Source organism: Paenibacillus durus ATCC 35681 (assembly GCF_000993825.1).
GTDB classification, from domain to species: domain Bacteria; phylum Bacillota; class Bacilli; order Paenibacillales; family Paenibacillaceae; genus Paenibacillus_AQ; species Paenibacillus_AQ durus_B.
Genome location: NZ_CP011114.1, coordinates 2,644,476 through 2,657,274 on the forward strand (window position 1 = coordinate 2,644,476; position 12,799 = coordinate 2,657,274).

At 49.6% G+C, this 12,799-nt stretch carries 13 protein-coding genes; all 13 read right to left on the reverse strand.

Annotated elements, in window-relative coordinates; translation table 11 throughout:
- Positions 1-24 precede the first annotated feature (24 nt).
- Positions 25-1,512 (reverse strand): flagellar hook-length control protein FliK, encoded by a 1,488-nt coding sequence (locus tag VK70_RS12080; RefSeq protein WP_081755028.1) that lies wholly within the window; start codon positions 1,510-1,512, stop codon positions 25-27.
- 26 nt (positions 1,513-1,538) lie between these two features.
- Positions 1,539-2,465 carry a MotE family protein gene (locus tag VK70_RS12085; protein WP_025700225.1) on the reverse strand — a complete coding sequence of 309 codons (927 nt, stop codon included), beginning with the start codon at positions 2,463-2,465 and terminating at the stop codon, positions 1,539-1,541.
- Positions 2,466-2,485: 20 nt separating this feature from the next.
- Positions 2,486-2,929, reverse strand: coding sequence for a flagellar export protein FliJ (gene fliJ, locus VK70_RS12090; protein ID WP_025700226.1), 444 nt, complete (start codon positions 2,927-2,929; stop codon positions 2,486-2,488).
- Between the two features lie 8 nt (positions 2,930-2,937).
- Positions 2,938-4,251, reverse strand: a complete 1,314-nt coding sequence (fliI, locus tag VK70_RS12095) for a flagellar protein export ATPase FliI (RefSeq protein WP_025700228.1) — start codon at positions 4,249-4,251, stop codon at positions 2,938-2,940.
- On the reverse strand, positions 4,244-5,092 hold the full coding sequence (locus VK70_RS12100) for a FliH/SctL family protein (protein WP_025700230.1): 849 nt from the start codon (positions 5,090-5,092) through the stop codon (positions 4,244-4,246). Before VK70_RS12100 ends, fliI begins: the two co-directional genes overlap by 8 nt.
- Positions 5,085-6,101 (reverse strand): flagellar motor switch protein FliG, encoded by a 1,017-nt coding sequence (fliG, locus tag VK70_RS12105; protein WP_025700232.1) that lies wholly within the window; start codon positions 6,099-6,101, stop codon positions 5,085-5,087. The genes VK70_RS12100 and fliG overlap by 8 nt, the downstream gene beginning before the upstream one ends.
- A 4-nt stretch (positions 6,102-6,105) precedes the next feature.
- The gene (fliF, locus tag VK70_RS12110) at positions 6,106-7,692 is read right to left on the reverse strand and encodes a flagellar basal-body MS-ring/collar protein FliF (protein WP_025700233.1); all 1,587 of its coding nucleotides are present in this window, start codon (positions 7,690-7,692) and stop codon (positions 6,106-6,108) included.
- A 44-nt stretch (positions 7,693-7,736) separates the two neighbouring features.
- Positions 7,737-8,048: a flagellar hook-basal body complex protein FliE gene (fliE, locus tag VK70_RS12115; RefSeq protein ID WP_025690987.1), complete on the reverse strand. Its 312-nt coding sequence runs from the start codon at positions 8,046-8,048 to the stop codon at positions 7,737-7,739.
- Between the two features lie 75 nt (positions 8,049-8,123).
- Positions 8,124-8,570: a flagellar basal body rod protein FlgC gene (flgC, locus tag VK70_RS12120; protein WP_025700235.1), complete on the reverse strand. Its 447-nt coding sequence runs from the start codon at positions 8,568-8,570 to the stop codon at positions 8,124-8,126.
- A gap of 6 nt (positions 8,571-8,576) precedes the next feature.
- On the reverse strand, positions 8,577-8,984 hold the full coding sequence (gene flgB / locus VK70_RS12125) for a flagellar basal body rod protein FlgB (protein WP_025700236.1): 408 nt from the start codon (positions 8,982-8,984) through the stop codon (positions 8,577-8,579).
- Between the two features lie 379 nt (positions 8,985-9,363).
- A complete protein-coding gene (gene hslU / locus VK70_RS12130) occupies positions 9,364-10,767 on the reverse strand; it encodes an ATP-dependent protease ATPase subunit HslU (protein WP_025700238.1) in 1,404 nt (467 codons plus the stop codon).
- 30 nt (positions 10,768-10,797) lie between these two features.
- The gene (gene hslV / locus VK70_RS12135; protein WP_025700240.1) at positions 10,798-11,346 is read right to left on the reverse strand and encodes an ATP-dependent protease subunit HslV; all 549 of its coding nucleotides are present in this window, start codon (positions 11,344-11,346) and stop codon (positions 10,798-10,800) included.
- A 35-nt stretch (positions 11,347-11,381) separates the two neighbouring features.
- A complete protein-coding gene (gene trmFO, locus VK70_RS12140) occupies positions 11,382-12,761 on the reverse strand; it encodes an FADH(2)-oxidizing methylenetetrahydrofolate--tRNA-(uracil(54)-C(5))-methyltransferase TrmFO (RefSeq protein ID WP_025700242.1) in 1,380 nt (459 codons plus the stop codon).
- Between the last annotated feature and the right edge of the window lie 38 nt (positions 12,762-12,799).

A 12,799-nucleotide genomic window follows, 5' to 3' on the forward strand; every position in this document is an offset into this window, starting at 1 on the left:
CTTTCACCCCTCTTTCCGTCACCCCTAAGCCTCGGCTGAGAACTGGCCTGTCAGGCTGCGGATACTTTGTCTTTCACTATTCAGCCATTCTTTCCATTCCCCATCGAGTTCGGCGGTAAGAATAGCATCATCTGAAGCTTCCTTCCGCTCTTTGGAGCGTTTGTCGGAACCCTGACCGCCTGCTCCCGAATGGCGTCCCTCTTGAAAAAGCTGCGACTGCTGGGAAGTGTTGTTCTGTGAAACTTCCAGTTTTTCTACCTGCAGTCCCTGGGATTGAAGCGCAGCGCGCAGTTGGGACATCTGATTCTCCAGCAAATCTTTGGCTCCAGCATGCTCAGTCGTGAAATGCGCGACCAACTGACCGTTCTGCATCGTGATCTTGACATCTACTTGTCCCAGATTTTCCGGAAACAGAGATATTGTCGCTTCGGCAATTCCGCCCTTATTGACAATCTCCAGCTTGCCTGTAATAAAACCTGTCATTTCCTGCGCAAATCTATGAACCGGAACTTGCGGAGTCTCTGTCTTCAGAGGAGCCGTAATTCCGTCCCTAAGCATGAGCTGGCCTGCGGTAATGACTTTGCTATCTCCTGTGGTAGAATCCTGGTCAGCAACTATTTCGGATAGTATATCCGCACTTGCCTTGGGATTCTCCTTACCTTCTGCGGATGTCGAAGTCACTTTAAAGTTCATCAAATCACCTGCTGCCGCCTTGACATCGCCAGAGCTCGCGGGAGCTTTTCCGGATCCGGAAGCGTCCGACTTGTTCGCAATCAAGTCTCCGACCTTGGAAGGACCGGTTCCTTCGGAATTATTGCCGACGTTCTCCTTTTGGCGTTCTTGAAGCTTTCCAACAACGGCAGCTTGAGGGGCAGCAGACTGTACAGAAGTTTCATTGGAAGCCGATCCAGTTCCAGTATACGGTTCAAGGATTGCCGCAAAGCTATTCAGCAGCTTCAGCGCTGTGCCTGCTGCCGCTTCATCGCCGCTTTCTGCAGCTTGCTGAAATCTGGCCGCGAGGTTGTTCAGTTCATCCTGAACAGCAAACCTTGCGGTAGCAGGGTTCTGCGCAAGTGCCGTAAGCGCGTTCTCAGCTTGACCTTCCTTTGCATCAGCACCCGACAAAAGAGCGGAGACCTGAATCAGCCAGCCCTGAAGCGCCGCCAGCAGTTCGGGATTCAATTCGATCTGTTCATCCAGTTTCGTAAGCTCGGGAAGAAGTTGACCCAGCAGCTCTTGGCCGGTCGCGCTCGACATTTCGCCATCCTTATCTGTTGTGCCGGATACTGTCGTCTTCAGAAGGTTCTGTAAAGTTACTGCTGCCGTATCGCCTTTTGAAGCTGCTGTCATCCCAGAAGCTGCGCCTGCCATCGATTGCAACAGAGTCTGGGAGAACATCCCGTTTCCCGCAGTGCCGATAACTCCTTCTATCCCGGAAGACCCGGTAGAAGCAGCTGCTTTGGCATTAAGACCTTTCCCTGAAGAAATCATTTGAAATACAAGACTCATCATTTTTCACCTCCTTTCATGTGCAGTTCTTATTTACCGCCCATCAGACGGTTTACGATTTTGGCAGTTACTCCATTCGTATCATTCTTGGTCATCTCGGATAATATGGAAGACCGCACACTGTCGTTCACGGTACTTAGAATCGTGATCACCTTATCTGGACTGATGCCGTACATATCACTGAGCAGCTTTGCCGCTTCGGCGGCGGGCATAGTGGAGAAGGTCTGGCTCAACTTTTCCTTGTCAAGATTAGAACCGCTGCCGGCCTGGCTAGTTGCCGCCGCTTGTTGATTTAGTCTGGATTGAAGGGCTGCAATAGCCATATCGGAAGAATTGGCCGATTCCTTTAGCTTTATAGACACGTCTGCGGCTACTTTCGGGTCCATCTTTTCCAAAATGGCTGTCTTGCTGTCATTATTCATTCCGCTAAGCAGCTGAACTACTTCCTCGGTCGTCATATTTTGCATAATTGTCGCCGCTTTGGATGCTTTCATTCCCGCATAAAGCTTGGTCATAGCGGCTATCTTTTTCTCGTGCTCATCCTGTTCTTTTGCCTGTTCTTGGCTGCTGGCAGTCTGCTGCATTTCGTCAACCTGCGTCTTTAGATCCTGAACCTCCTGATCTTGCGAGGTTTTTTGCTCATTCAGCTGTTTTACCGTCTCTTCCTGTTTGGCCAGCTGGTCCTTTAGCTCTTTAATGGTTGCTTCCGAGCTCGCCTCTTGCTTCTCCTGTTGCTGGCTACCGGCAGTATCCTCTTTTGGATCAGGCACCCATTTATTCACGAGCGGAATTTTGTTCGCTATTTGCAGCATGTCGTTTCTGTAATCCATATTGAAAAGCGTCAGCAAAACCCCAATTAAGACAAGTGTAAAAATAATCGGAATCATCAGAAACAGAAACCGCTCAAACTTGCTTGCCGATTCTTCGTTTTCAAGCTCCATATCGTTCGTTGCCACTGGTGAATAACCTCCAGACGTCAGAGGGGCTTCATCGCGAAGCGGACGGTAGCCATCTCATCCAGTTCGTTTTGTTCCCGCAAATTCATATTTTGTTTAAAAATACCCAGCGCTTTTTCTCTTGCTTTCAACCAAATTTTCTCATCCAGAGCCTTTGAGTTAAGATTATCCTGTTTTCTTGAAACTTCTTGATGCGCTTGGCTGATCTCGCCTTGTTTGCGGGTAATACAGTTGTCTAAATAGTCCACGTAATCCTGCATTTCCCGGATCATCGCCATCGGTGTTCTACGTTCTGCCGCTGCCTGAAGCGAGAGTAAAATTTCATTTCGCTGTTCCATAAGTTCAACCAAACTTTTCTCCTGTGCCTGGAGTTCCCCAATCGCGTTCGAGAGCAACCATTCCGCCTGCGTTTTTTCATTGCCCTTCAAATCGACGACTTTCTGGAAACTGTAGTGAAATCTCATTAATCAAATCAACTCCTCGAAAAATGGGAAATTAAGATTTGTTGAACTTCGGCCAGCGTTGTCTTCTCGTCTACCTTCTGCTTTGTAAAATCCCAAATACTATCAATATAATGCAGCGACTCATCAATCTGGGCATTGGAACCTCTCTGGTAAGCGCCAATATTAATTAAATCTTCGGATTCCTTGTAAACCGACATCAACCGTTTCACATTCTCAGCCGCTTCAATCTGATCCGCGGGCGCGATGTCCTTCATCACCCGGCTGATGCTCGCGAGCACGTCGATCGCCGGAAAATGCCCTTTATTTGCAATACTCCGGTTAAGCACAATATGTCCATCCAATATTCCGCGAACGGCATCGGCAATCGGTTCGTTCATATCGTCTCCATCGACCAGTACGGTATAAAAAGCGGTAATCGATCCGGTTGGCCCTGTTCCCGCGCGTTCAAGCAGTTTCGGCAGACTGGCAAATACCGACGGTGTATATCCTCGCATCGCCGGCGGCTCTCCGACAGCAAGACCTACCTCGCGTTGTGCCATCGCATACCGTGTAACCGAATCCATCATCAGCATGACATTGAGTCCGCGATCACGAAAATACTCGGCGATCGTCGTAGCAATCAACGCCCCTTTAATCCTAATCAGCGCCGGTTGGTCCGAGGTAGCTACAATTACAACCGATCGCTGCAGCCCCTCCGGACCAAGGTCGCGTTCGATGAAATCGAGAACTTCTCTCCCGCGCTCTCCAATCAGTGCGATCACATTAACATCCGCGGAAGTCCCCCGGGCGATCATACCCATCAGCGTACTTTTCCCTACCCCCGAGCCTGCAAAAATCCCGACCCGCTGGCCCTTGCCAATCGTTAGTAGTCCGTCGATCGCCCGCACTCCGATGCTGATCGGTTCCTGTACTCTGGGCCTGTTAAGCGGATTAGTTGGGATATTGAAAGTTGAACTGAACGGCATGCGAGCCGGTATAAGCGTACCGTCAAGCGGCTGTCCGAGACCGTCGAGCACCTTGCCGAGCAGTTCGGAACCCACCTGCACGTTGAGCGGTTTACCCGTGCCTACCACATCACAACCGGGTCCGATTGCCTGCAGCTCACCCAGCGGCATAAGCAGCACCTTGTTATCGCGAAAGCCGACGACCTCCGCCTTGAGCGGTCTGCTGCCCTTGGCAGGATAGATATAGCAGACGTCTCCTATGCTGGCATCCGGCCCTTCCGATTCAACCATCAGCCCGATAACCTGGGTTACCTTGCCGTTAATTCTGACGGGATCGATACTGCGTAGCTGTTCTTTGTATTTCTGGGTGTCAAGCATTACCTTCCCCATTTCTCTGCCCGTCATTATCCAGCGCCACCCGAATCAGTTCCTTTTTGATCTCCTCGAGCTGGGTGTCGATCCTTGCGTCTACGCTTCCAAGGGAAGAACGGATTACGCATCCATGGTCCTTCACCGTCGAGTCGGGCAAAATCTGAAGTTCCGCCTGCGAATCAATGGCTAATGTAAGTTCCTCTCGAGCCGCATTAACAAAAGAGAACTGTTTAGGATTTACGCACAGAGAGATGGTACCCTGCTCCCTCTTACGGGCCAGGTTTCTCTTGATGAGATCAATTGTAAACGCCGGTTCCACCGTCAACTGCTTCTCCACGATTTTCTCGGCGATGTCGCAGCTTAGTTCAACGAGAAAAGGCTCGGCTTCCTGAATGATCACGTCGCGCGCTTTATAGGCTTCTAATAAAACGGCTTGAGCCTCTTCCATTACCTTTGCGAGCTTTGCCTTCATTTCTTCCTCAGCCTGCAGCAGACCCTCATTATATCCTTCACTATAGGCTTCTGCCTTGACCGCTTCGGTTAGGTGTTCATCCTGCTCCCTGCGGCTGCGCCACCATTCTTCGGCTTCACTATGCGCTCTCTCGATGATTTGTTCAGCCTCAAGCGAGGCGCTCCGCACCTGTTCTTCGGCAAACTCCTTTGCGTCGCGCAGCATTTGTTTGCATGTCTGCTCAGTTGCCTCGTGAGCGGGATCGTCATGCTGCGTTTCGCTACTTTCCCCTGATTGGATTTCTTCTTCGGCTAGACCGGCATGCTGCCGGGCCAACTCCAATCTCTTGAGCGCTTCAACAGGAACATATTGGGAGTGTTTGATCAACCTAGACAATAATGTCATCTCCTCCACCGCGGGCTATGATGATTTCACCTGACTCTTCCAGCCTTCGAATGGTACTCACAATACGGGTTTGGGCTTCCTCTACATCACGAAGCCGCACCGGGCCCATGTATTCCATTTCTTCCCGGAATGTTTCCGCCATGCGTTTGGACATATTTCGGAAAATGACATCACGGACCTCTTCGCTCGCAACCTTAAGCGCAAGCTGCAAATCCGCATTCTCGATATCGCGGATAATTCGCTGGATGGAACGGTTGTCCACATTGACGATATCCTCGAATACGAACATCCGCTTCTTGATTTCTTCCGCCAGTTCAGGATCCTGAATTTCAAGCGAATCCAGAATCGTTCGCTCTGTCCCACGGTCGACGCCATTGAGTATCTGTACGATCGACTCGATGCCGCCTGCATTCGTATAATCCTGAGTAACGGTTGCGGACAGCTTTTGCTCCAGAACTTTCTCAATCTGGGAAATAACCTCCGGTGAGGTGCTGTCCATAACAGCAATTCTTCTAGCCACCTCAGCCTGCTTCTCTTGCGGCAAAGAAGAAAGAATTGCAGCCGCCTGTTCAAAATGAAGGTACGAAAGCACAAGGGCGATAGTCTGCACATTTTCATTTTGAATAAAGTTCAAAATTTGATTAGGGTCCGCCTTCCGGGCAAAATCAAATGGTCTGACCTGAAGCGTCGCCGTAAGACGGTTGATAACTTCCAGCGCCTTTTGCTGCCCGAGCGCCTTCTCTAAGATTTCCTTGGCATAGTTGATGCCGCCTTGCGAAATATATTCCTGGGCCAGACAGATTTGATGAAACTCCGACAAGATTAATTCCTTCTCGCCGCTGTCAACCTTGCGGACGTTAGCGATCTCCAGCGTAAGCTGCTCAATCTCCTCGTCTCTTAAATGCTTGAAAATTTGCGCCGAAACTTCAGGCCCTAATGTGATGAGCAGGATTGCGGCCTTCTGACGGCCGCTAAGCCCCTGCTGTGCCGCCTTTGCCATTCGTTCACCTCTGTTCGTCTGCTAGCCAGGTGCGCAGCAGGTTTACGAACTCTTCTGGCTTTTTCTTAGCCAGGCTTTCCAGCTGCTTACGCACTTGACTCTCGTTCGTTACGCTGTCCAGGTTAATGGACGGGAATTCTGTCGGCATCTGAAGCGGAATCTCTTCCTCTTCTTCTTCCGCATTATTGCGGCGGCGTCGATAGATGATATATCCCACGCCCGCTCCAACCAGCAGTGCCGCCGCGGCGATCGCCCATATCATCCAGGTTGCTAAGCCGCCAGATGCTTGGGCTGCCGATTGTGCACCAAAAGATTGAGAATAGACCGAAACTTTTTTACCCAAATCAGCGTCAGTATAGGTAACCCCTGAATCGGCAAGGGAAGCTCTGACAATATTGATCAGTATAAGCCGAATGGCATTCGAAACGGCCGGATTCAAAGTTGGTTGTCCATCGGGTGGTTCAACCGCAACATTAATGGTTAAATCTTTTACAGTGTATGGACTTGCGATGATATCTCTCGTAATTCGGTTCACTTCAAAATTTTTGGTCTCAGACGACTCCTCAGATGAAGTGTTTCCGGAATTCGCACTGCTTGGGTATCCTTGTACATCACCAGCCCCGGTTCCCGCTACTCCACCGTCCGCACTGCCTTGTCCAGAGTACGTATTACTAATAATTTGGGAACTGATTACGATCCCTTGCATGTTTTCAGGGTCTACAGGCTCAACCCGGTTTTCCTTCCGGGTCTCTTTGTCGAAGTTCAGCTTGGAAAAGACAAGCACATCGACTTTATCGGGCCCAGTTAGCGTACTGAGAAACGCCTTGACATTCTTTTTCACATCATCTTCAAATTTTCTCTGAAGGGCGAAGTTTTCTTCAACCTGGCTGGAAACACCGGCTTGCCCTCCCTTTGCCGTCGGCATAAGCTCGGTTTCATTATTCGTAATTGTAATATTGTTAATAGGCAAATTCGGAACGGCCGTCTTAACCAGATTGAAATAGCCGTCGATGTTGTCTTGAGAGGGTCTGAAGCCCGGTTTAAAGCTCAATACCACGGATGCCGAAGCCTTCTCCTGATCATCCTGGGTAGCGAACACGGTCTCCTTTGGCAGATTGACAAGAACTTTGGCGTCCTTAACCCCCTGCATCTTGCGAAGAAGCTGCTCAACTTCCCCGTTAAGAGCGTTATTGTACTTTACATTAAACTCGTTATCTGTCGTTCCGATCATAGATGAGCTTTGGTCAAAAATCTTATAACCAATTGAGCCATCCTGAACGATCCCTTGCGATCCGATATCTACTTTAGCGCGGGCGGCGTCCGAACTGGGAACGGAAATGCTTTTGCCGTCTGGACTTAACCTATAACTGATTCCCGCTGATTCCAGATAGTTTATTACTCCGGCGGCGTCCGTACTGTCCAAATCCTGAAAAGCAACCTCATACTCGGTCTTGGTAAGCTGCATCGTCGCAGCGACCATGATGATTATAATGATCAATAGCGTAGAAAAGAAAAGTATTTTCTGCCTGACGCTGAATCTGTTCCAATACTGGGCAAGCTTTTCCCTGTACTGGGCGAATCTTTCATTCACAGTGTCACCCCATCCGAAACTATGCTAGGATTGTTTAGACCTTATTAGATCTGAGTTCTCATAATTTCCTGGTAAGCTTCAATAGCTCTATTTCGGACTTGGGCTGTCAGCTGCAAGCTCAGCAGAGCCTGCTGTGAAGAGATCATCGCTTCATCCACATTCACTTCCCCCAGGACAAACTTGTTATTCATATCTTTCGCAGTTTGCTCCTGCGCAGCAACTTGATTCAGAGCATCCTCAAGATAAGATCCGAAGCTTTTTGTAGTGTCCGAAAGACCGGCCGCTGATTGCGTCTCTGTCTTCTTCATTGCAAGAGGCTGGATGCTTTGTGTACCGATTGTCAAATTCTGTATCAAGGTTTCTCCTCCTAGAAATCAAACACTAAAGTGTACCGATCCCTACAGCCACTTTAGAAGATTTGTACTGAATATTTACTTTCCGATTTCAAGTGCTTTGGAAACCATCGCCTTGCTAGCATTGAGCATGGTAACATTCGCTTCATAGGAACGGGATGCGGAGATCATATCCACCATCTCTTTCGTTACATCCACATTGGGCATGTATACATACCCGTTCTCATCAGCGTCGGGATGAGTCGGATTATATACCGGTTTGAGCGGCGAGGAATCCTCTGTAATGGACTTGACACTCACGCCGTCCGTTCCGCCATTCATCTTAGAATGCAGAATATTAGAAAAACTATCGTTCTGTTTCGACTCCAGCACCACCAGCTTGCGACGGTAAGGCACCGCTTTGCCGTCAACCACCGACGCTCTTGTCGTTTCCGCATTGGCTATATTGGACGAAATCACGTCCATTCTCAGCCGTTGTGCGGTTAAGGCAGAGGCGCTGATTCCAAAACTGCTGCCGAAATTCATCCCTCATTATCTCCCTTCAGTTGCCGTTCGCATCATTGAAATTTGACTGTTCAAAAGTTGAACGTAAGAACTGTACCGGAGCTGGTTCTCGGCACTTAGCGCCATTTCTCGGTCAATGTCAACATTATTGCCGTTATTGTTCATAGACGTCCTCTTGTCATTCTGGATGACCGGTGAGGGAACATTGCCTGTCATTCCGAATTGAATATGGCGGGAATCCGTCACTTTGGCACTAAGTGAAGATTGAAGTCCTCTTTCCTGCTCCCGCAGAAAGCTCTCAAAAGAGACATCGGAGCGCTTGAAATTGGGTGTATCGACATTTGCCACGTTATTAGCCAGTGCGTTTTGTCGCATGTTGGCGGCATCAATGCCCTTTTGCAACCGTCGGAAACTTAAAGTATTAAGCAATCCCATAATTATCCCCCTTCCAAAGCTATCATAGTGAAAAGAATTCCACAACTCTTTCCGAAAATCCTTCCTGTTCGACAAAATTTGATTGAAAGATGCTCAATCTTTTACAAAAAAACCAAGGAAAATGCTCGACATGATAAGACATAAATGAGGTTTTTTTTGCATATATTGATTCTCGTAGAATTTGTATAATATTACAATAAGAAAATAGCCCTATCTTTTAAAAAGAGATAGGGCTTGAATCATTTTTTATCCATCTTATTCCATTTATTGTCCATAATATCCTTAGAACACCCATATATTCCTTTAAAATTACTTATTTTGGGTTTTAATTATTTTTTGACTGATACTTCTTTCCTAGAATCCTTCCATTGATGGGCAGTTACAAAATATACTGGCTTAAGTCCCGGTCTTGGGCGATACTTGCGAGCTTCTCACGGACGTATTCGGGTGTGATTACCATTTTTTCGAGCGTAAGCTCGGGAGCCTCGAACGAGAGGTCTTCCAGAAGCTTTTCCAAAATGGTGTGAAGACGCCTAGCTCCGATATTTTCCATATTTTGATTGACTGTCGCCGCAATTTTCGCAATCTCGTAAATGGCGTCGCTCTGAAACTCCACTTCGATATTTTCCGTAGCGAGTAAATTGGAATATTGCTTTGTCAGCGCATTTTTCGGCTCGGTGAGTATGGATACGAAATCTTCAAGGGAAAGGCTGCTGAGTTCAACGCGAATGGGAAAGCGTCCCTGGAGTTCAGGAATCAGATCGGACGGTTTGGCGACATGAAAAGCTCCCGCTGCCACGAACAGGACATAATCAGTCTTTACAGGGCCGTATTTCGTCATCACGGTTGATCCCTCGACGATCGGTAAAATATCCCTTTGCACGCCCTCGCGGGAAACATCGGGACCTCCCCCTTTGCCCTGACTGGCCACCTTGTCAATCTCATCGATGAAAATAATGCCCGATTGCTCCGCGCGAGCTACGGATTCCTGGATAACGTCATCCATATCAATCAGCTTGTTCGCTTCATCCTGAATGAGTACTTTACGCGCCTCGCGGATAGGCAGCTTACGCTTCTTGGTCCGTTTCGGCAGCAGATTTCCGAACATCTCCTGCATATTCATCCCCATCTGGTCGTTGCCCTGACCGGCGAACATATCCAGCATGGTAGGTGCAGTGTCTTCGACATCGATTTCAATGATATCATCTTCAAGCTGTCCGGCGAGCAGTTTAAACCGGATTCCCCGGCGGCTCTCATTCAAGGCAGCATCGCCTTCCGAATCATCGGCTTTTGCTTCCTCCTGGCCGCCATTCCCGCCAAACAGCATCTCAAACGGGTTGCGCTGGGCCTTATTCTTAGAGGCGGAAGGGGCGAGAATACGCACGATGCGTTCATTGGCCAGTTCTTCCGCACGGTCCTTTACCTTTTCGGTACGCTCAAGCTTGACCATTCGGATCGCGGTCTCCACGAGATCGCGAACCATGGACTCCACATCGCGTCCTACATAGCCGACTTCAGTAAATTTCGTAGCTTCCACTTTGACGAACGGAGCATTCACCAGCTTGGCAAGACGTCTGGCAATCTCGGTCTTGCCTACACCCGTAGGACCGATCATCAAGATATTCTTCGGTACGATTTCGTCACGCAGTTCTTCAGACAGCTGGCTGCGCCGATAGCGGTTGCGCAAAGCGACAGCCATCGATTTCTTGGCCTGCTTTTGGCCGACAATATACTTATCCAGCTCGGCTACGATTTGCCGGGGCGTAAGCGATTGATTCGCCATCTTAATTCCTCCACCTCTCTGGCGGGCTATTCAAGCCTGCAATTGTTCGACGATAATATTTGAATTCGTATAAACGCAAATTTCGGATGCAATTTTAAGCGCTTCCTTAGCGATATCAGCTGCGCTGAGATCCTTCGCATGCCGCTTCAAAGCCCGGGCGGATGCCAGGGCAAAGTTGCCGCCAGAGCCAATCGCCAGCACATCGTCGTCCGGCTCGATAATTTCGCCTCCGCCGGAAATCAGCAGCATTCCATTCTTGTCCATTACGATCATCAGCGCCTCAAGCTTGCGCAGTACACGGTCCTGACGCCAATCCTTGGCCAGTTCTACCGCGGCACGCTGCAAATTACCGTGATGCTCTTCCAGCTTGCCTTCAAATTTCTCAAAGAGGGTGATTGCGTCGGCAACCGATCCGGCGAATCCGGCGATAACCTGCCCTCTATACAGCCTCCGCACTTTTTTGGCGGTCGTCTTCATTATGACATTTTCTCCAAAGGTAACCTGCCCGTCGCCTGCGATTGCCGCTTCACCATTATGCCGTACGGCGCAAATGGTCGTTGCGTGAAAGCTGGGAATCATGCTCTTGCCTCCTTCGATTATGCTCCGAAAATGCTTTAGGTTCTTTGCAGGGGCTCCGTACCGATGTGATGTGGCAAACCCGTACGATCTGCGAACCCCGTAAGACTATCCAATGCGCGATGCGCAAGAAGCTCATTCTTCTCCTTTTTGTTGCGGATCTTCCGTTCAGGCTTCGGCAGAAGGCCGAAATTAGCGTTCATCGGCTGAAAATGCTTGGAATCGGCAGTCGTAATATAGGCCGGCATGCTTCCAAGGACGGTATCCTCCGGGAATACAAGCAGTTCCTCACCAAGAGCATATCTAGCGGCATTAATGCCGGCTATCATACCCGAGGCCGCGGATTCAACATAGCCTTCCACACCCGTCATCTGTCCGGCAAAAAACAGCCGTTCTTTTCCTTTCATCTGATAGGTCGGATGGAGCAGCTTCGGCGAATTAATGAACGTATTGCGGTGCATAACACCGTAGCGAACATATTCCGCATTCTCAAGACCCGGGATCAGCGAAAAGACCCGCTTTTGCTCGCCCCATTTCAGATGGGTTTGAAACCCTACAAGGTTATACAGCGTTCCGGCAGCATTATCCTGCCGCAGCTGAACAACGGCAAAGGGCAGCTTCCCCGTATGGGGATTGACGAGCCCCACCGGCTTCATCGGCCCGAACAGCGCCGTCTGCTTGCCGCGTTTCATCATAATCTCGATCGGCATGCAGCCTTCAAAGTAAATTTCCTTCTCAAAATCCTTAAGCGCCGCCGTTTCCGCGGAAATAAGCGCGTCGTAAAATATGTTGAATTCCTCTTCTGTCATCGGACAGTTGAGATAAGCCGCTTCGCCTTTATCATACCGGGAAGCCAAATAGACCTTGCTCATATCAATCGAATCCTTCTCGACAATCGGAGCCGCCGCATCGTAGAAGTAAAAATACTCCTCGCCCAGCAGCGCCTTGATGTCGGAAGAGAGCGCCGGTGACGTCAGCGGTCCGCTCGCGATTACGACAATCCCTTCCTCCGGTATATGCGTCAATTCCTCGTTTATAACTTCGACAAGCGGGTGCTCGTGCAGCGCCGCCGTTATTTCGCCCGAAAATCCGTCCCGGTCGACGGCCAGAGCGCCTCCCGCCGGTACGGCATGCTTGTCGGCAGAGCCCAGCACCAGAGAGCCAAGCCGTCGCATCTCCTCTTTCAGTACGCCAACCGCGTTGCCAAGCCCGTTGGCGCGAAGCGAGTTGCTGCATACAAGCTCCGCGAATTTATCCGTATGATGAGCCAGTGTCTTTACGACAGGCCGCATTTCATATAATTTAACCGGCACTCCCCGCGATGCGAGCTGCCAGGCCGCTTCACTTCCGGCAAGCCCCGCGCCGATTACCGTAACCGGAGCGGGGCTTGCCGCTGTTTGCTTAGGTGTTTCCGTCAACTTTACACAACCTCCATAAGTCTTTCTTGCTGAATTTG

Excerpts from the sequence above, each read along its gene's own strand:
- VK70_RS12080 (WP_081755028.1), bottom strand. The coding sequence starts at position 1,512 with ATGATGAGTCTTGTATTTCAAATGATTTCTTCAGGGAAAGGTCTTAAT.
- flgB (WP_025700236.1), bottom strand. The coding sequence starts at position 8,984 with ATGGGATTGCTTAATACTTTAAGTTTCCGACGGTTGCAAAAGGGCATT.
- fliI (WP_025700228.1), bottom strand. The coding sequence starts at position 4,251 with ATGCTTGACACCCAGAAATACAAAGAACAGCTACGCAGTATCGATCCC.
- hslV (WP_025700240.1), bottom strand. The coding sequence starts at position 11,346 with ATGATTCCCAGCTTTCACGCAACGACCATTTGCGCCGTACGGCATAAT.
- fliJ (WP_025700226.1), bottom strand. The coding sequence starts at position 2,929 with ATGAGATTTCACTACAGTTTCCAGAAAGTCGTCGATTTGAAGGGCAAT.
- fliG (WP_025700232.1), bottom strand. The coding sequence starts at position 6,101 with ATGGCAAAGGCGGCACAGCAGGGGCTTAGCGGCCGTCAGAAGGCCGCA.
- flgC (WP_025700235.1), bottom strand. The coding sequence starts at position 8,570 with ATGAATTTCGGCAGCAGTTTTGGAATCAGCGCCTCTGCCTTAACCGCA.
- hslU (WP_025700238.1), bottom strand. The coding sequence starts at position 10,767 with ATGGCGAATCAATCGCTTACGCCCCGGCAAATCGTAGCCGAGCTGGAT.